The sequence below is a fragment of the Psychrosphaera haliotis genome (assembly GCF_009728465.1).
In the GTDB taxonomy this organism is placed as follows: domain Bacteria; phylum Pseudomonadota; class Gammaproteobacteria; order Enterobacterales; family Alteromonadaceae; genus Psychrosphaera; species Psychrosphaera haliotis.
On record NZ_WOCD01000005.1, the window covers coordinates 1 to 20,122 of the forward strand.

Below are 20,122 nucleotides of genomic sequence, written 5' to 3' on the forward strand. Positions count from 1 at the left end.
GTCACACCTAGCCGGTATTAACGACTAGCTTTCCTCCTCGCTGAAGTGCTTTACAACCCGAAGGCCTTCTTCACACACGCGGCATGGCTGCATCAGGCTTTCGCCCATTGTGCAATATTCCCCACTGCTGCCTCCCGTAGGAGTCTGGACCGTGTCTCAGTTCCAGTGTGGCTGATCATCCTCTCAGACCAGCTAGGGATCGTGGGCTTGGTGAGCCTTTACCTCACCACTACCTAATCCCACTTGGCTCTCTAAGGCGGGAGCCGAAGCCCCCTTTGAGCCGTAGCTATCATGCGGTATTAGCAGTCGTTTCCAACTGTTTGTCCCCCACCTAAAGCAAATTCCCAAGCATTACTCACCCGTCCGCCACTCGTCAGCAACTAGCAAGCTAGTTCTGTTACCGTTCGACTTGCATGTGTTAGGCCTGCCGCCAGCGTTCAATCTGAGCCATGATCAAACTCTTCACTTAAAAGTTTAATCGCTACCCATTGAATTCTGTTCAAATAAATTTCGTTCAGACACTCAATTGATAGTTACAAGTACTAAGCTGCCTTCCGAAGAAGAACCTTAGTGTGTTTTGTTACTACTCATCGGAGTGCCCACACAAATAATTAATTACAAATTGTTAAAGAACGTTTAGAGCCTTTCTGCTCTTGGTCTCGACTCTGTCTCAACCGGGATGCGCATTCTACACTTCCCTAATTCGTTGTCAACGTTTTTAGTAAATCTTTTTCGTTATTTTGAAGAAGTTTTCTAAACCGTTTTGAGTCAATCCAAACCACCTTCACTTAACGTTTCAAGCCGTTTGATGTCTCCCTGACAACGAGGACGCATTATAGAGATCTAATTACGTTGCGCAAGCGCTTTTGTTAAAAAAGTGTGTTTTTCTTGTTGTTCGGCTAAATATGTATCGATATGGGTTGTTTTCATACGACAACTGTCAGTTTTGATTAAAAAATCACTCTACTTAATGCTGTTTGGAACCAGCTGCAATGTATTGCCAGCGTTTATAGATACCGAGTGTTTGGCCGCTTGGGACTGCAAATACAAGCGTGTTTGACGCTTTTATGGGTATAAACTAAAAAAACTAGACTATAGGACAACCTCTTTTTCTACTGGTTTTTATTCCGCCCCAGTCATCTCACAAAGCTTTTCCGTGTTCGAATCTATTCAAAGTAAAATAGCCATCATTCACAGTTATTAATTAGCTTAAAAACGCTACAAGAATAAAACCACGCATGGCTTAGTGATAAAAGTAGACATAAAAAGCGCTAATTTCCAAAGTTATTGCGCAATTATTCATGATTTTTAAAAAAGTTCATAGGAAGGAAGCGTTCGTTGGAAGAACGTTGTAGAAACAATAAACCAAAAAAACGAGATAACAGAGACGTCAGTCGAATTCCAAGCAATAAAACCCCGACGCAAAACAGGGTACTCAAGTGCTGCGAAGGCATGGATGCCTAGGAGCGACCGAGGGAGAGCGCATTTCGAGTGAATTGGATAAATCGCAGGCAATAAAAACCCCTCGCACAACGTGCAAGGGGTCAGTATGGGAGCCTGCCGGTCGACTGCATGGATGCAGTCGGTTGATTGCGTCGGGAACGAGCAATCTAGAGCTTTAGCGAGCCGCCTTAATTGCTTAACGCCTAGAACGAAAAAATCCCCCGCACATATGTACGAGGGATTATTCAATTGGGAGCCTGGCGGTGAGCTACTCTCGCATAGCAAATGCTACACTACCATCGCCGCAGCTGCGTTTCACTTCTGAGTTCGAAATGGAATCAGGTGGGTCCACAGCGCTATTGCCACCAGGCAAAGCTGTTTGTAATCGATGTTTTATAAACACCGCTTACTTAAATTGTCTTAACAATTAGAAAGCTGAAATAAGGTAATATTGTTTGTAATAATTCTGACCATCAGTGCTCAAGAACACTTAAGCGTTGTATGGTTAAGCCTCACGGGCAATTAGTATAAGTTAGCTTAATGCCTCACAGCACTTCCACACCTTACCTATCAACGTTGTAGTCTTCAACGACCCTTTAGGACAGTTAAACTGTCAGGGATGACTCATCTCGAGGCTCGCTTCCCGCTTAGATGCTTTCAGCGGTTATCGATTCCGAACGTAGCTACCGGGCAATGCCATTGGCATGACAACCCGAACACCAGCGGTTCGTCCACTCCGGTCCTCTCGTACTAGGAGCAGCCCCTCTCAATCATCCAACGCCCACGGCAGATAGGGACCGAACTGTCTCACGACGTTCTAAACCCAGCTCGCGTACCACTTTAAATGGCGAACAGCCATACCCTTGGGACCGACTTCAGCCCCAGGATGTGATGAGCCGACATCGAGGTGCCAAACACCGCCGTCGATATGAACTCTTGGGCGGTATCAGCCTGTTATCCCCGGAGTACCTTTTATCCGTTGAGCGATGGCCCTTCCATACAGAGCCACCGGATCACTATGACCTACTTTCGTACCTGCTCGACATGTCCGTCTCGCAGTTAAGCTTGCTTCTACCATTACACTAACCGTACGATGTCCGACCGTACTTAGCAAACCTTCGTGCTCCTCCGTTACTCTTTGGGAGGAGACCGCCCCAGTCAAACTACCCACCAGACACTGTCCACAACCCCGATAAGGGGCCAATGTTAGAACATCAAACATACAAGGGTGGTATTTCAAGGATGGCTCCACCTGAACTGGCGTCCAAGTTTCATAGCCTCCCACCTATCCTACACATGTAGGTTCAATGTTCAGTGTCAAGCTGTAGTAAAGGTTCACGGGGTCTTTCCGTCTAGCCGCGGGTACACAGCATCTTCACTGCGATTTCAATTTCACTGAGTCTCGGGTGGAGACAGCGTGGCCATCATTACACCATTCGTGCAGGTCGGAACTTACCCGACAAGGAATTTCGCTACCTTAGGACCGTTATAGTTACGGCCGCCGTTTACCGGGGCTTCGATCATGAGCTTCTCCGAAGATAACCCAATCAATTAACCTTCCGGCACCGGGCAGGTGTCACACCGTATACGTCATCTTTCGATTTAGCACAGTGCTGTGTTTTTAATAAACAGTTGCAGCCACCAGGTCACTGCGACCCACTTCAGCTCCGGCAGCAAGTGCCTTCACCTAACGTGGGCGTACCTTCTCCCGAAGTTACGGTACCATTTTGCCTAGTTCCTTCACCCGAGTTCTCTCAAGCGCCTTAGTATTCTCTACCTGACCACCTGTGTCGGTTTGGGGTACGGTTCTTAATCATCTGAAGCTTAGAGGCTTTTCCTGGAAGTATGGCATCAATGACTTCATCACCTTAGTGACTCGTCTCGTGTCTCAGTATTAGCCGCCCGGATTTACCTAAGCAGCCTACCTACACACTTTCACACGGACAACCATCGCCGTGCTCACCTAGCCTTCTCCGTCCCCCCATCGCAATGATTAAAAGTACAGAAATATTAATCTGTTTCCCATCGACTACGCATTTCTGCCTCGCCTTAGGGGCCGACTTACCCTACCCTGATTAGCATGGGATAGGAACCCTTGGTCTTTCGGCGTGGGGGTTTTTCACCCCCATTATCGTTACTCATGTCAACATTCGCACTTCTGATATGTCCAGCAGACTTCTCAATCCACCTTCAACCACTTACAGAACGCTCCCCTACCTAGCGAATAAATTCGCTACCGCAGCTTCGGTGTTATGCTTAGCCCCGTTACATCTTCCGCGCAGGCCGACTCGACTAGTGAGCTATTACGCTTTCTTTAAAGGGTGGCTGCTTCTAAGCCAACCTCCTAGCTGTCTAAGCCTTCCCACATCGTTTCCCACTTAGCATAAACTTTGGGACCTTAGCTGGCGGTCTGGGTTGTTTCCCTCTCCACGACGAACGTTAGCACCCGCCGTGTGTCTCCCGGATATTACTTTACGGTATTCGGAGTTTGCATGGGGTTGGTAAGCCGGGATGGCCCCCTAGCCCAAACAGTGCTCTACCCCCGTAAGTATTCGTCCGAGGCTCTACCTAAATAGATTTCGGGGAGAACCAGCTATCTCCCGGTTTGATTAGCCTTTCACTCCTAGCCACAGGTCATCCCCTAACTTTTCAACGTTAGTGGGTTCGGTCCTCCAGTTGATGTTACTCAACCTTCAACCTGCCCATGGCTAGATCACCGGGTTTCGGGTCTATACCTTGCAACTTATTCGCCCAGTTAAGACTCGGTTTCCCTACGGCTCCCCTATTCGGTTAACCTTGCTACAAAATATAAGTCGTTGACCCATTATACAAAAGGTACGCAGTCACAGAACAAGTCTGCTCCTACTGCTTGTACGTATACGGTTTCAGGTTCTATTTCACTCCCCTCACAGGGGTTCTTTTCGCCTTTCCCTCACGGTACTGGTTCACTATCGGTCAATTGGGAGTATTTAGCCTTAGAGGATGGTCCCCCTATCTTCAGTCAAAGTTTCTCGTGCTCCGACCTACTTAATATGTCCAACATGGCTTGTCGTGTACGGGACTATCACCCACTATCGTTGCACTTTCCAGAGCATTCCACTAAACCATGCTGATTCGGCTGTTTCCCGTTCGCTCGCCGCTACTTAGGAAATCTCGGTTGATTTCTTTTCCTCCGGGTACTTAGATGTTTCAGTTCTCCGGGTTCGCTTCGTATAGCTATGTATTCACTATACGATACCCTAAAAAGGGTGGGTTTCCCCATTCGGAAATTCTGGTTTATAACGGTTTTTATCACCTTAACCAGACTTATCGCAGATTAACACGTCCTTCATCGCCTCCAATTGCCAAGGCATCCACCGTATACGCTTATTCACTTAACCATACAACCTTAAATGCTCTCGCAGATTCAGTAGTATATTATGTGTCATATTTATTGGTTACTTGACTTGTATAAGGCCAAGAACCTGACATAAATAACGCTTGAGTTTTCTCTTACAGTGATAATCAAAATTATTTTTTAGTTGTTGAATAACAAATAAATAAACAATAATGTTTACCTTATTTTTTTATCAGCTTTCCAAATTGTTAAAGAGCATGAGTTTATAAAAAACTCTAAACGATGCACACTAACTAATGTGTATGGTTTAGGGTTTTGAATCGAGAAACTGAGTGTCAGTATGGTGGAGCTACGCGGGATCGAACCGCGGACCTCTTGAATGCAAATCAAGCGCTCTCCCAGCTGAGCTATAGCCCCATACTGAAGTCACGTCATTAAAACGATTGTCCAAATCACATTTGACAAGGCATTTTGTTACGCGGTTTAGACTATCTAAACAAGTAACGAAATAACGCAGTCAGGTGAGATTTTGGTAGGCCTGGGCAGACTTGAACTGCCGACCTCACCCTTATCAGGGGTGCGCTCTAACCAGCTGAGCTACAGGCCTATCGTTTATGCTACAAACTCTCGAATGCAGCTAACAGCTTGCAGCTTTCTCGCTCATTATTCGTAATTAATTATTTGTGTGAACACTTCGAAGGTGTAACTTCGTATATAAGGAGGTGATCCAGCCGCAGGTTCCCCTACGGCTACCTTGTTACGACTTCACCCCAGTCATGAACCACAAAGTGGTGAACGCCCTCCCGAAGGTTAAGCTATCCACTTCTTTTGCAGCCCACTCCCATGGTGTGACGGGCGGTGTGTACAAGGCCCGGGAACGTATTCACCGTGGCATTCTGATCCACGATTACTAGCGATTCCGACTTCATGGAGTCGAGTTGCAGACTCCAATCCGGACTACGACAAGCTTTATGGGATCCGCTTACTCTCGCGAGTTTGCAACCCTTTGTACTTGCCATTGTAGCACGTGTGTAGCCCATCTCGTAAGGGCCATGATGACTTGACGTCGTCCCCACCTTCCTCCGGTTTGTCACCGGCAGTCTCCTTAGAGTTCCCACCATTACGTGCTGGCAACTAAGGATAAGGGTTGCGCTCGTTGCGGGACTTAACCCAACATTTCACAACACGAGCTGACGACAGCCATGCAGCACCTGTCTCAGAGTTCCCGAAGGCACTAAAGCGTCTCTGCTAAATTCTCTGGATGTCAAGAGATGGTAAGGTTCTTCGCGTTGCATCGAATTAAACCACATGCTCCACCGCTTGTGCGGGCCCCCGTCAATTCATTTGAGTTTTAACCTTGCGGCCGTACTCCCCAGGCGGTCTACTTAATGCGTTAGCTGCGCAAGACAGAGCTTAAGCTCCAAACTGCTAGTAGACATCGTTTACGGCGTGGACTACCAGGGTATCTAATCCTGTTTGCTACCCACGCTTTCGTACATGAGCGTCAGTGTCGACCCAGGTGGCTGCCTTCGCCATTGGTATTCCTTCAGATCTCTACGCATTTCACCGCTACACCTGAAATTCTACCACCCTCTGTCGCACTCTAGCCATCCAGTTTCAAATGCAGTTCCCAGGTTGAGCCCGGGGCTTTCACATCTGACTTAAATGGCCGCCTGCGTACGCTTTACGCCCAGTAATTCCGATTAACGCTCGCACCCTCCGTATTACCGCGGCTGCTGGCACGGAGTTAGCCGGTGCTTCTTCTGCGAGTAACGTCACACCTAGCTGGTATTAACACTAAGCTTTCCTCCTCGCTGAAAGTGCTTTACAACCCGAAGGCCTTCTTCACACACGCGGCATGGCTGCATCAGGCTTTCGCCCATTGTGCAATATTCCCCACTGCTGCCTCCCGTAGGAGTCTGGACCGTGTCTCAGTTCCAGTGTGGCTGATCATCCTCTCAGACCAGCTAGGGATCGTGGGCTTGGTGAGCCTTTACCTCACCAACTACCTAATCCCACTTGGGCTTCTCTAAAGGCGGGAGCCGAAGCCCCCTTTGAGCCGTAGCTATCATGCGGTATTAGCAGTCGTTTCCAACTGTTGTCCCCCACCTAAAGGCAAATTCCCAAGCATTACTCACCCGTCCGCCACTCGTCAGCAACTAGCAAGCTAGTTCTGTTACCGTTCGACTTGCATGTGTTAGGCCTGCCGCCAGCGTTCAATCTGAGCCATGATCAAACTCTTCACTTAAAAGTTTAATCGCTACCCATTGAATTCTGTTCAAATAAATTTCGTTCAGACACTCAATTGATAGTTACAAGTACTAAGCTGCCTTCCGAAGAAGAACCTTAGTGTGTTTGTTACCACTCATCGGAGTGCCCACACAAATAATTAATTACAAATTGTTAAAGAACGTTTAGAGCCTTTCTGCTCTTGGTCTCGACTCTGTCTCAACCGGGATGCGCATTCTACACTTCCCTAATTCGTTGTCAACGTTTTTAGTAAATCTTTTTCGACCTCTTGGAGGTAATAGCGAAGAAGTTTTCTAAACCGTTTTGAGTCAATCCAAACCACCTTCACTTAACGTTTCAAGCCGTTTGATGTCTCCCTGACAACGAGGACGCATTATAGAGATCTAATTACGTTGCGCAAGCGCTTTTGTTAAATATAACCACTAAAATAAACCGACCGAACAAAGATTAAACAAGTCGTTTAAAATGCAAACTGAAACACCTCTTTTTTAGTTAATTTAGGGTAAAAACTTTAGTACTTAATATTCGGCCAACCTCAAAATAACTAGAACTATGACAGAAATGGGTCTAGCGTATAAATATCTCCTTATAGAATGTGTATGGAAATACGCTAATAAAGTACAATAGGGAAAACAGATACAGTTCATATTTAACAATGGAGAGATACATTGACTGATTATTTAATTAAGAACTTAAGTAACGAAGACTTTGCAGCAGTAATAGAACTGGGCAATAAAGTTCATGGAGATGGCTATTTAGATGAAACGTCTATAGGCAAGATCTTAGATCAAAGTACGGTAGGTTCATTAAATGCTAGTTACGTTATGTATCACGATCAAACATTAGTAGGCTTTAGATTATCCTACGCCCCTAATAAATGGCCACTAGATAAATGGTGTACTTCAGACAAGTGGCCGGTTAATAAAGAACATGTTGCTTACTTTAAATGTAATACCATACATCCTGACTACCAGGGCAAAGGGTTAGGCGGACAATTATTACAAACCTCTATAACTACCTTAAAAGAAATGGGTGCAAAAGCAGGGTTAAGTCATATATGGATGCAAAGTCCAGGTAATGCTTCTTTTAAGTATTTTACAAAAGCAGGCGGACAATTAATAAAGACTCATGCACGCAGGTGGAATGACGATCCAACCATTCCAGACTACATTTGTATTTTGTGTGGTAATGATTGTCATTGTGATGCATCTGAAATGATGTTGGTCTTTTAATAAATGTACAAGTCGAATATGTACGATCCTTTTGTTGAAAATCAGATTCCATTTAATCAACCTTCGACAGATTCATACTGGAGCGCTAATACTCAACCAATAACAACTACAACATTAGATACAGATATTCAAACTGATGTTCTTATTGTTGGGGCTGGTTATACTGGGTTGAGTTGCGCTATCGAATTAGCGAAGGCAGGAATTAAAAATATAACTGTCATAGACGCAAACCAAATTGGTTGGGGATGCAGTAGCAGAAACGCAGGTTTTGTATTACCAGGTAGTGGTCGCCTAAGCTATAAAGAGTTGGAATCACGTTTTGGAACCGCTCAAACTTTAAAGCTCCATGATCAGTTTATTAGCGCAATAGATTTACTTGAAACTCGGCTATCTAGCTTACCCGGCAATGCAGATAAAACAGAGCAGGGGTATTTAAAGCTGGCACACAGCAAATCCTGGTTTGAAAAGCTCAACTCTAGTGCAGCCTATTTACAAAGTAACTTCAACTATGATGTTGAAGTGATAACAAAGAGTGACTTCAATAAAAACTTTGTAAACCACCAGCATGTATATGGAGCAATTCGTTATAAAAACGGTTTTGGTCTTAATCCACTTAAACTTGTTAATCACTATGCTCAACTAGCGCTGGATTTAGGCGTTAATATTTACACTCACTCCCCTGCTAATGAAATAACAAAATCCGGAAATAATACTCACCATGTTATTACGCCAACTGGTTCAATTAAAACCAATAAGCTTGTCATTGCAACAAATGGCTATACGCCAAAAAGTTTGAACACACCATTAAATGGAAAAGTTCTGCCAGTTTTAACCAGTGTGATTGTGACTCGCCCTTTGACACAAAGTGAAATAGAACAAAGTAACTTTAAAACTCATCAAGTGATGATGGATACCAGGGAATTAAAATATTACTACCGTCTCCTACCCGACAATAGAATACTTTTTGGTGGACGAAGCGCGATTACAGGAAAAGCGGCATCAAACCCTAAATACCAACAAAGACTTCTTCAAGAGTTACAATCAAGTTTTGTTGGTTTAGATACAGTGACTATTGATCATGGTTGGAGTGGCTGGATTTCTGTCGCATTCGATCAAATGCCACATATATACAAAACCGAAGACGATATATTTTATGCCACTGGTTATTGCGGCTCAGGTGTATCCTTTAGTGCATGGGCCGGTAAACAACTTGCTGATTTAATTTCTGAACAAGAAGCAAGTTCACCACTCATGACAGAACTGCCTTCATTTCCATTTGCCCCATTTAGAAGAATGGGACAAAGGTTTTTCTATCAATATGGTCGTTTAAAAGACTGGGCTCAATAACTTCAGTCGTTGATCTTACACAATCACAGACTGCGCTAAACAATCACAACGTTTAATATAAAAGAGTATATAACTGGCGACGATACTTTGTCGCTAGCTCATCCCCATCAGGAAGACTCGCAATAACATCTAGATAAAGCTTTTTAGCTTCACCAAACCCTAAATCCTTTTTAAGAACCGTCAGTAACAACTGTAAAGCGTCTTCCTGTTTTTTGACTTGATGATAAGCAATAGCCAATTGACACTTTAACTCTAAAGAGTCGGGTTCAGCTTTTAGTGCACTTTGAAGCGCCTGAATCTCTGGAGTATCGGCAGCTTGCTCCGCTAATTCGTATTTTGCTAATACATGTTGATATTGAGTATTTTGATTCGCCAGTTTGACCTGCTCTAAAATAGCTTTAGCTTCATCCATTTTGCCAATGTCTACGCAAATATCAGCTAATAGAATGGTAAAGTCAGGATTTTCTGGATCAAATTCTAATGCTTGTTTTATAAAAGTATACGCTGAAGGCTTATCTCCAGTTTGGTGCGCTGCAATCGCTTGTTGAAAAAGCTCATGCTCAGGTTTTGGCAAATGCTTTTCTAACATCGCGTTTATTTCTGACTCTGACTGAACCCCTGCAAAACCATCAATTGGCTGACCATCTTTAAATAACATAACGGTTGGCAAGCTTTTAATGCCAAACTGCACTGCTAATTGTTGCTGTTCGTCACAATTTACTTTAGCTAAAACCACTTTACCTATATTTTCAGATGCGATTTTATCAAGTACCGGCATTAACTGTTTACAAGGTTCGCACCAGTCCGCCCAAAAATCGATAATGAATAAAGTGTCTTTTGAAGGTTCTAAAAGATCCGCTTGAATGTTTTCAGCCGTTAGATTGAATATATTAGGAGACATAGTACTCACATTGAAAATTGAAACGTTAAAATGAATGATAGTTGCGAGCAACTTACCCTTTATATAGGTATGGAATCGCATTTTTCAAGCAAAAAAAAGCCAGTGATTAACTGGCTTCTATAATTTGCTATCAAGTCTTATGGACTAGATATATTGAACTTCGATAATTTCGAATTCAACATTACCAGCTGGTGTTGTGATTGTAACAACATCATCTAAGCTTTTACCAATTAAGCCTCTCGCGATAGGAGAGCCAATTGATATTTTACCTTTTTTAATGTCAGCTTCATCTTCGCCAACAATATGGTAAGTCGTTTCGTCATCAGTATCACAGTTAACAATTGTTACTGTTGTACCAAAAATTACTTTGCCAGTATTTGGCATTTTGGTTACGTCGATGATTTGAACATTTGAAAGTTTCGCTTCAATCTCTTGAATTCGACCTTCACAAAAGCCCTGCTGTTCACGCGCTGCATGATATTCAGCATTTTCTTTTAAGTCGCCGTGCTCACGTGCAGATGCAATATCAGCAACGATACGTGGGCGGACTACTGTTTTAAGCTCATTTAATTCCTCGCGAAGGGCTTCCGCGCCCTTCACTGTCATTGGAACTTGAGTACTCATAATTATTGAATTCTCTTATGTAAGTTTTGTACTGAATCTACTGTACCACGATCATCCGCTGTATTTGCCAAACATGTTGCAAACGCCGCATTTAACGTAGTTGTATAATTCGCCTTATAGCGCAATGCACCACGACGTAACACTTTAGAGTCTTCAATTGCTTGGCGACCTTCAACAGTATTAATGATATAGCTATATTCGCCATTTTTAATACGGTCTAGAATATGAGGTCGGCCTTCGTAAACTTTGTTTACTTTACGACAAGAGATCCCTGCTTCACTTAACACTTTATGTGAACCACGTGTTGCGTCTAGCTCAAAGCCAGCTTCAATTAGCTTTCTAGCTAAATCGATTACACGCACTTTATCCGTATCGCGAACTGAAATCAATGCTCTACCGTCACGTGCTAATTCAATACTCGCACCAAGTTGAGCTTTTGCGTAGGCTTCTTCAAACGTATTACCTACACCCATTACTTCACCAGTAGACCTCATTTCAGGGCCTCGCATTGGATCTACACCATGGAATTTGTTAAATGGAATAACAACTTCTTTCACAGAGTAATAAGGTGGAATAATTTCTTTAGTAATACCTTGAGATGCTAAGCTTTGACCTGCCATAACGCGTGCAGCAATTTTAGCAACTGGCATACCTGTCGCTTTTGAAACAAAAGGAACTGTACGAGCAGCACGAGGGTTAACTTCGATTAAATAAACTTCGCCATCTTTAACGGCAAACTGCGTATTCATCAAACCAATAACACCCAGCTCTAATGCCATATCACGAACTTGCTTACGCATTACGTCTTGAATTTGGTTAGATAGAGTATATGCAGGCAATGAACATGCCGAGTCACCTGAGTGAACACCCGCTTGCTCAATGTGTTCCATAATACCTGCAATCACGACATCTTTACCGTCACAAATCGCATCAACGTCTACTTCAATCGCATCATCTAAGAAACGGTCTAATAAAACTGGTGCTTCATTTGAAACAGATACCGCTTCGGTCATATAACGACGTAAATCATTTTCATCATAAACGATTTCCATTGCACGGCCGCCTAATACATAAGATGGACGAACAACGAGTGGGAAACCGATTTCTTTTGATTTACTAATAGCTTGTTCAACAGAAGTGACCGTAGAGTTTTCAGGCTGTAGCAAGTCTAAACGTTCAACCATTTGTTGGAAACGCTCACGGTCTTCAGCGCGGTCAATTGCATCTGGAGAAGTACCAATAATTGGAACTCCGTTAGCTTCAAGCTCACGAGCCAATTTAAGTGGTGTTTGACCACCATACTGAACGATGACACCTTTTGGTTTTTCAACTCGAACAATCTCAAGCACATCTTCAAGCGTAATTGGTTCAAAATACAAACGGTCTGACGTATCGTAATCGGTAGAAACCGTTTCTGGGTTACAGTTCACCATGATTGTCTCGTAACCATCTTCGCGCAGTGCAAGAGAGGCGTGAACACAACAATAGTCAAACTCAATACCTTGACCTATTCGGTTAGGGCCGCCACCGATAACCATGATTTTGTCTTTATCAGACGGTAAAGACTCACACTCGTCATCATAACTTGAATACATGTATGCTGTATCTGAACTAAATTCAGCAGCACAAGTATCAACACGTTTGTAAACAGGCAGTATTCCAAACGCTTGACGTTTTTTACGAATTTCTTTTTCGCTTACCGCTAGTACGTCCGCGATACGTTGATCAGCAAAACCTTTACGTTTTAGCGAACGAAGGAAGTGCTCGTCTAGACCTGCAAATCCACGTTCAGCAACTAATTGCTCTTGTTTTATCAAGTCTTCAATTTGAACTAAGAACCATGGGTCAACATTAGTTAACTTAAATACGGCTTCTAAGTCCATACCGTGTCTGAAGGCATCGCCTATATACCAAATACGTTCAGCACCTGGCTCTTTTAACTCACGAATTATTTTTTCGTGAGCGTCTTCACTTGATAAATCAATAATTGGATCAAAGCCTGATACGCCAACTTCTAGTCCACGTAATGCTTTTTGAAGTGATTCTTGTTGGTTACGGCCAATTGCCATTACTTCACCAACCGACTTCATTTGAGTTGTTAATCTATCGTCAGCGCCAGCAAACTTTTCAAAGTTGAAGCGAGGGATTTTTGTAACTACATAGTCAATAGTCGGTTCAAATGACGCAGGTGTTGCACCGCCGGTAATGTCATTGCTTAATTCGTCTAACGTATAACCTACTGCTAACTTAGCGGCAATTTTTGCGATTGGGAAACCCGTCGCTTTTGACGCTAACGCAGATGAACGAGAAACACGTGGGTTCATTTCGATGATAACCATACGGCCATCAACTGGGTTAACACCAAACTGTACGTTTGAACCACCAGTTTCAACACCAATTTCACGTAAAACTGCGCAAGACGCATTTCGCATGATTTGGAATTCTTTGTCCGTTAGGGTCTGTGCAGGCGCAACCGTAATTGAGTCACCGGTGTGAACACCCATGGCATCGAAGTTTTCGATTGAACAAATAATGATACAGTTGTCGTTCTTGTCGCGAACCACTTCCATTTCATATTCTTTCCAGCCAATTAAAGACTCATCAATTAATAACTCGCTCGTTGGGGATAAGTCCAAGCCGCGACGACAGATTTCGTCAAACTCTTCTTTGTTGTAAGCGATACCGCCACCGCTTCCCCCCATAGTGAACGAAGGTCGAATAATACAAGGAAAGCCAATTCGAGTTAGAACATCATAAGCACCATCGATAGTGTTACATGTTTCTGCTCTTGGGCATTCCAATCCAATCTTTTTCATCGCCTTGTCAAAACGACTGCGGTCTTCTGCCTTGTCAATTGCGTCGGCAGATGCACCAATCATTTCAACGTTATACTTTTCAAGTACGCCATGCTTTTCCAAATCTAATGCACAGTTCAGCGCTGTTTGGCCACCCATTGTAGGTAATACTGCATCCGGACGTTCTTTTTCTATAATTTTTTCAACTACTTCCCAATGAATAGGCTCGATATAAGTCGCATCTGCCATCTCTGGGTCAGTCATAATAGTCGCAGGATTCGAGTTTACTAGGATAACTCGATAACCTTCTTCTTTTAATGCTTTACAGGCTTGCGCACCTGAATAGTCAAATTCACAAGCTTGACCAATAACTATTGGGCCCGCACCCAATAATAAGATACTTTTTAAGTCGGAACGTTTAGGCATAGTGTAAGTCTCTTAAATTCGGTGAAATTAGTTACGTTCGTTCATTAATTCAATGAAATGATCGAATAACGGCGCAGCATCGTGTGGACCTGGGCTAGCTTCAGGGTGACCTTGAAAACTAAATGCCGGTTTATCCGTACGTTTTATGCCTTGTAGTGTTCCATCAAATAATGACTTATGCGTTGCTACTAAATTACTTGGTAGCGAACTTTCTTTAACTGCAAAACCGTGGTTTTGAGCTGTGATCATTACTTTCTTATTCGATAGATCTTGAACTGGGTGGTTACCACCGTGATGACCAAATTTCATTTTTTCTGTTTGAGCACCACTTGCTAAAGCTAATAGCTGGTGCCCTAAACAAATTCCGAAAATAGGAATGTCGGTTGTTAAAAACTCTTTAATTGCTGTGATTGCGTAATCACATGGCTCTGGATCACCAGGTCCGTTAGAGAGGAATATACCGTCAGGTTTTAATGCTAATACTTCTGCCGCAGATGTTTGTGCTGGCACAACAGTTAGTTTACAACCGCGGTCTGCTAACATACGAAGTATATTTCTTTTAACACCGAAGTCATAAGCAACAACATGGAACTTTGGATCTTCTAATTCAGAAAAACCTTTACCTAGTTGCCAACTTTGCGAAGTCCACGAGAATGATCCTTTACAAGAAACCACTTTCGCCAAATCCATTCCTTTTAAACCAGGAAATGCCTTTGCATCTTCTAATGCTTTAGTTTCTGCTTGCTCGTCAAACTCAGCAAGTGTCACTATGCAGCCCTTTTGCGCACCTTTATCTCTAAGAATTCGCGTTAATTTACGCGTATCAATGTCTGCAATTGCAACCACATTCTTAGCTTTCAGATAACTACTTAAATCTTGTTCACTTCGAAAATTACTTGCCAATAAAGGAAGATCACGAATAACTAGGCCTTTTGCCCAGATAGTGTCATTTTCTTCGTCTTCTGAATTGGTGCCGTAATTGCCGATATGGGGATAAGTGAGGGTGATGATTTGTTCTGCGTATGAGGGGTCGGTGAGTATTTCTTGATATCCTGTCATTGAAGTATTAAAGACAACTTCTCCAACAGAAATACCTTCTGCACCGATGGCGGTTCCTCGGAATATAGTTCCGTCTTCCAGAACTAATAGCGCGGGTTGAGTCAAGATAACCTCCTAGCATTAATGAGCAGAAACGGGGTATTTCTGCTATCGGTTAACCTTAGCCTTAAAAACATTAGGCAAATTCCGGTTATTGTAGCTAAGAGATCGACTTTAGGCTAGGAAAATTATATAAAATTGTAAAAATAGGCACTTTGTATCAAATTAGCTCTCTAGATACTATTAACCGTGCCTAAAACTTAAAAACCAAGCACATCCTGCATATCAAACAAGCCTTTTTGCTTTTTGCTTACCCAAGCTGCAGCCCTTATTGCACCTTTCGCAAAGGTAAGTCTATCTGTTGCTTTGTGGGTTATTTCAAGTCTTTCGCCTATATCTACGAATAAAGCGGTATGTTCACCTACTATATCGCCTGCCCTAAGACTGGCAAAGCCAATACTGCCCTGATTTCTTTCACCTACTATGTTATTTCTATCGTACTCGGCAACGTCTGCGAGATTCACGCCTAGCCCATCCGCAATATATTCACCCATAGTGATAGCAGTGCCTGAAGGTGCATCTTTTTTATGACGGTGATGCGACTCCACTATTTCAATATCAGATTGCGCACCCATAACCTGTGCCGCTGTTTTTAATAGGCTATTCATTAAGTTAACACCAGTACTAAAATTAGTCGCGTAGACAATGGCAATCTTTTCCGCGGCCTTTTCAATGAGGACTTTTTGTTGTTCTGATAGTCCGGTTACCCCAATAACCAAATTACATTTATTATTAACACACCAGTTTATGTGGTTTTCCAGAGCTTCTGGTAATGTAAAATCGATCCAGACATTACTATCCGATACAGATTCTTCAGACTCTGAAATTAAACTAACGCCGTATTTAGCTTGACCAATAAGCTCACCAATATCTGCTCCAATTAACGAAGAGCTGCTTCTTACAAATGCCGCAGAGATATTAACAACGTCACTCTCAATACCTGCTTCAATTAATTTTTTACCCATTCGGCCATTGGCGCCAAATATTCCAACGTTTGTCATTGCCTGCTCTCTACTGCTTGTTGTGTTTATGATGAAATAATACAGTAAACCATTAAAACTTAAATAAAACAGTTTCAATAAAAAGTAGTTTTTGCCGATACTTTTCATATACTGGATAAAACTAAAACTTATAAAAGAGAGTTTAATGTGAAGTTAATTAAAACGTTAACCGTTATATCCACGCTAATTTTACTATCGGCGTGTCAATCTGCTTATTATGCTGCGATGGAAAAAGTAGGCGTTCACAAACGTGAAATCTTGGTTGATAGAGTAGAAGAGGCAAGAGATGCGCAAACAGAAACTCAAGAAGAGTTTAAATCAGCATATGAGCGATTGGTTTTATTAACCAATTTTGAAGGTGGCGAAATTGAGAAAGTTTATAATCAACTTAACGATGATTATGAATCTAGTTTCAAATCGGCAGCTTTAGTTAGTAAAAAAATTGATGACGTAGAAGATGTTGCAGAAGACTTATTTGATGAGTGGCAAGAAGAGCTAACGCAATACAGCAATGCGAACCTTAGAAGTGCTAGTGAAAAAAAGTTAAAACAAACTGAGCGTCAATTTTCACAACTGTTAAGAAGCATGCGCAGAGCTGAGTCTAAAATGGACCCAATATTAGCAACGCTTAAAGACAATGTACTTTACCTTAAGCACAACCTTAACGCTGCGGCGGTATCTGCAATCAAAGGCGAGTTTGACTCGTTAAAAACTGAAATTTCAGCGCTCATTGCCGACATGGGTAAAGCAGTAGATGAATCGAATCAGTTTATTGCAACATTAAAGAAGTAGTCTGAAAATATTAATGCTTGCGTGATGTTAATTTTACGAATGACATCGCCAACAAAATACAGCGGTTAAATAGAAGACATTAAAAAAGCACCTTTCGGTGCTTTTTTGTTGCAGTGAATTTACTTTTATTCAGCTGCTTTAGATACCATAACCATAGCTGGACGCAATAAACGGCCATTTAAGGTGAAACCTTTTTGCATAACTGCAATAACGGTATTTGGCTCTACGTCGGCAGATGGTTGCATTGCCATTGCTTGGTGAAATTCAGCATTAAATTTTTGACCTTGAGGATCAACAATCTCAACGCCAAACTTTGATACTGCATCAACAAATGACTTTTGAGTTAATTCAACACCTTCCAATACAGGCTTTAACGTTTCATTTTCTTTGTCAGAAAACTCAATCGCACGTTCCATATTATCAATAACAGGCAACAATTCATTTACAAACTTTTCAAGCGCAAACTTTCTCGCTTTCTCAACATCTTGTGCTGCGCGTCGACGAATATTTTCAACGTCTGCTGCTGCTCGAACAACCGATTCTTTTTGAGCATCAATTTGAGCATTCGCAGCCGCTAAGTCAGCTTGTAACTTTGCAATTTGATCATCAACAGTCTCTATAGACGCATCAACGTTTTCAGTGTTTACTTCTTCAGTAACAACTTCTGCTTCGTTAATCTCTACTTCTTGGGCATTTTCTGCTTGTTTATTAGTCTCTTGTTCAGACATGAGTCTTACTACTCCAAACTGATGTGTTAAATAAAATGTGTATGGTGCGTATTATGGGGATTACTGCTGATGATTCAAGGCCGATGTTAGAATATTCGTCGATAAATCGACAGATAATATGACCGACTGATAGTCCATACGTTTAGGACCTACCACAGCCATGACACCAGCCACTTTATTGTCCTTGTAAAACGACTTAGCAACAATAGAGCAATTCTTTAAAGAATCGATGCCAATTTCGTCACCGATAAATACATGAACATTCTGACTTGTACAACATGACGAGAAAAGAGGTTGTAGCACTGAGATATTTGAAACGCTTTTTAGCACATTTCTCAAGTTTGCAGTATCGGTCGCAATCTCATCGTTTAATAATCTTGTTTCCCCGGCTCTAAAAAGCACCTGTTCATTTAATTCTACCGCATCGCCAAACAGCGCGGCCTTAACTAAGGCTTGCACCTCATCGCTCGATTGTTTCATAAAATAAGAAAGCCGCTGCTGCCCTTCTTCTAATGAGAAACCAGCTAAGGCTGAGTTCAACATTTGTAACGTGTTTTGCAGTAAAACGTCCGTCACAACAAACGGTAAATCCACCACTCGGTTTTGAACTTCGTCATGTTGGTCAATTAGCACGCACAACAAACGTTGATCAGCTAGACGAACAAGCTCTAACTGACGGATCATTACATTGTTTGTTTTTGGCATGGCAACAAGGCCCGTTAGATTTGTCATATCAGCAATCATTCGAGCAGCTTTGTTACACATTTCAGGTGGCGTTTTAGACTTTTCTAAACTGGCGCTTAGCTGTTGAAGCATACCCTCGTCGGCAGATTCAAAACTTAGCAATTGATTTACATAGTGACGCAATCCGGCGGTAGTTGGTATTCGGCCTGCGCTAGTATGCGGAGAATAAATGAAGCCATCTCGCTCAAGCCCCATCATTACGTTTCGAATTGTTGCTGGGCTTGCATTAATGCCAGACTCTGCCACGATAAACTTAGATGATATTGGCACGCCAAGTGACAAGTAACTCTTGATCACCAACTCAAGTACCGCTTCAGTTTCTTTGATTTTTATTTATTTTTATCATCTAAATTAATACTCTGACTTCATTTTCAGGGTGAAACAAGCTATAACGCGTTAATGCTATTATTTGGGCGATTCGGAATTAATCAATGGACAAACACTTTAAAACAATTGGTTTGATTGGCAAAGCAAATCATGAAGAGACAATGCAAACCGTAAACGAGCTTTATCAGTTTTTAATAAACGAAGAAGTTATTGTCATTGTTGATGAGCAGATTGAGGAATATGTATCTGATAGTCAAATAGAATCTGCTAGTTTAGTTGACCTCGGAAAGCGATGTGACTTAGCAATTGTTGTTGGTGGTGATGGCAACATGTTGGGGGCAGCTCGAGTGCTGAGCCGTTTTGATGTTGCGGTCATTGGTGTTAACCGTGGTAACCTTGGATTTTTAACGGACCTAGACCCAGAAAACTTCAAATCAACGTTAAAGTCAGTCATTGCAGGTGAGTTCAAAACTGAAATGCGTTTTTTGCTTGATGTGAGCGTTCACAGACACCAAACAGTCAAAGCAAGTAACTCCGCCGTTAACGAAGTTGTTCTGCATGCTGATAAAATTGCCCATATGATTGAGTTTGAAGCCTATATTAATAACAGCTTTGTATTCCACCAACGCTCGGACGGTTTAATAGTAAGCACCCCTACGGGATCAACAGCTTACTCTTTATCGGGCGGCGGACCTATTGTTCATCCAGACTTAAACGCTATTTCATTAATCCCTATGTTTCCACATACATTAAGTAGCAGGCCTTTAGTCGTTGATGCAGATAGTGAAGTACGTATTGTTGTATCAAATTCAAATGACGCGCAACTACAAATAAGCTGTGATAGCCATATTATGCTTTCTGTAATGCCTGGTGACGAAGTGATCATTAAAAAGCACCCACTCGGTTTAAGGCTAATTCACCCAGTTGCCTATGACTACTACGATGTTCTTAGAAAAAAATTGAACTGGGGCAGACAAAACTACTAAATTTTTTATTTTCAATTGAATTAAAATTGGA

Annotated in this window: 11 protein-coding genes, 2 tRNA genes and 4 rRNA genes; 4 read left to right on the forward strand and 13 right to left on the reverse strand. The window is 42.3% G+C overall.

What is annotated here, in order from left to right:
* The 6 genes from GNP35_RS10605 to GNP35_RS10630 all read right to left on the reverse strand — a co-directional run.
* Positions 1–469, reverse strand: a 16S ribosomal RNA gene (locus GNP35_RS10605); the annotation flags it as partial.
* Positions 470–1,698: 1,229 nt separating this feature from the next.
* Positions 1,699–1,813 (reverse strand): 5S ribosomal RNA (gene rrf / locus GNP35_RS10610).
* 131 nt (positions 1,814–1,944) lie between these two features.
* Positions 1,945–4,823, reverse strand: a 23S ribosomal RNA gene (locus tag GNP35_RS10615).
* 298 nt (positions 4,824–5,121) lie between these two features.
* Positions 5,122–5,197: transfer RNA gene (locus GNP35_RS10620), tRNA-Ala, on the reverse strand.
* A 113-nt stretch (positions 5,198–5,310) separates the two neighbouring features.
* Positions 5,311–5,387, reverse strand: a tRNA-Ile gene (locus tag GNP35_RS10625).
* A gap of 108 nt (positions 5,388–5,495) precedes the next feature.
* A 16S ribosomal RNA gene (locus GNP35_RS10630) occupies positions 5,496–7,028 on the reverse strand.
* Positions 7,029–7,698: 670 nt separating this feature from the next.
* Here GNP35_RS10630 and GNP35_RS10635 point away from each other — a divergent pair.
* Positions 7,699–8,262 carry a GNAT family N-acetyltransferase gene (locus GNP35_RS10635; protein ID WP_155696105.1) on the forward strand — a complete coding sequence of 188 codons (564 nt, stop codon included), beginning with the start codon at positions 7,699–7,701 and terminating at the stop codon, positions 8,260–8,262.
* A gap of 3 nt (positions 8,263–8,265) precedes the next feature.
* Positions 8,266–9,609 carry an NAD(P)/FAD-dependent oxidoreductase gene (locus GNP35_RS10640; RefSeq protein ID WP_155696106.1) on the forward strand — a complete coding sequence of 448 codons (1,344 nt, stop codon included), beginning with the start codon at positions 8,266–8,268 and terminating at the stop codon, positions 9,607–9,609.
* Positions 9,610–9,661: 52 nt separating this feature from the next.
* Here the strand turns inward: GNP35_RS10640 and trxA are convergent, their stop codons facing one another.
* The 5 genes from trxA to dapB form a co-directional block, all read right to left on the reverse strand.
* Positions 9,662–10,510 carry a thioredoxin gene (gene trxA, locus GNP35_RS10645; protein ID WP_155696107.1) on the reverse strand — a complete coding sequence of 283 codons (849 nt, stop codon included), beginning with the start codon at positions 10,508–10,510 and terminating at the stop codon, positions 9,662–9,664.
* 144 nt (positions 10,511–10,654) lie between these two features.
* Positions 10,655–11,134 carry a transcription elongation factor GreA gene (gene greA / locus GNP35_RS10650; RefSeq protein WP_155696108.1) on the reverse strand — a complete coding sequence of 160 codons (480 nt, stop codon included), beginning with the start codon at positions 11,132–11,134 and terminating at the stop codon, positions 10,655–10,657.
* Positions 11,135–11,136: 2 nt separating this feature from the next.
* A complete protein-coding gene (gene carB / locus GNP35_RS10655) occupies positions 11,137–14,355 on the reverse strand; it encodes a carbamoyl-phosphate synthase large subunit (protein ID WP_155696109.1) in 3,219 nt (1,072 codons plus the stop codon).
* A gap of 27 nt (positions 14,356–14,382) precedes the next feature.
* Positions 14,383–15,519 carry a glutamine-hydrolyzing carbamoyl-phosphate synthase small subunit gene (gene carA / locus GNP35_RS10660; RefSeq protein ID WP_155696110.1) on the reverse strand — a complete coding sequence of 379 codons (1,137 nt, stop codon included), beginning with the start codon at positions 15,517–15,519 and terminating at the stop codon, positions 14,383–14,385.
* 194 nt (positions 15,520–15,713) lie between these two features.
* Entirely contained in the window at positions 15,714–16,514 is an 801-nt protein-coding gene (dapB, locus tag GNP35_RS10665; protein WP_155696111.1) for a 4-hydroxy-tetrahydrodipicolinate reductase, read from the reverse strand.
* A gap of 156 nt (positions 16,515–16,670) precedes the next feature.
* Between dapB and GNP35_RS10670 the strand changes: the two genes are divergently transcribed.
* Positions 16,671–17,306, forward strand: a complete 636-nt coding sequence (locus GNP35_RS10670; RefSeq protein WP_330997847.1) for a DUF2959 domain-containing protein — start codon at positions 16,671–16,673, stop codon at positions 17,304–17,306.
* Positions 17,307–17,431: 125 nt separating this feature from the next.
* Here the strand turns inward: GNP35_RS10670 and grpE are convergent, their stop codons facing one another.
* The gene (grpE, locus tag GNP35_RS10675; protein ID WP_155696112.1) at positions 17,432–18,034 is read right to left on the reverse strand and encodes a nucleotide exchange factor GrpE; all 603 of its coding nucleotides are present in this window, start codon (positions 18,032–18,034) and stop codon (positions 17,432–17,434) included.
* 60 nt (positions 18,035–18,094) lie between these two features.
* Entirely contained in the window at positions 18,095–19,111 is a 1,017-nt protein-coding gene (gene hrcA / locus GNP35_RS10680) for a heat-inducible transcriptional repressor HrcA (RefSeq protein WP_330997848.1), read from the reverse strand.
* Between the two features lie 98 nt (positions 19,112–19,209).
* On the opposite strand from hrcA, the gene nadK reads away from it, so the two are divergent.
* Entirely contained in the window at positions 19,210–20,091 is an 882-nt protein-coding gene (nadK, locus tag GNP35_RS10685) for an NAD(+) kinase (protein ID WP_155696114.1), read from the forward strand.
* Positions 20,092–20,122 lie beyond the last annotated feature (31 nt).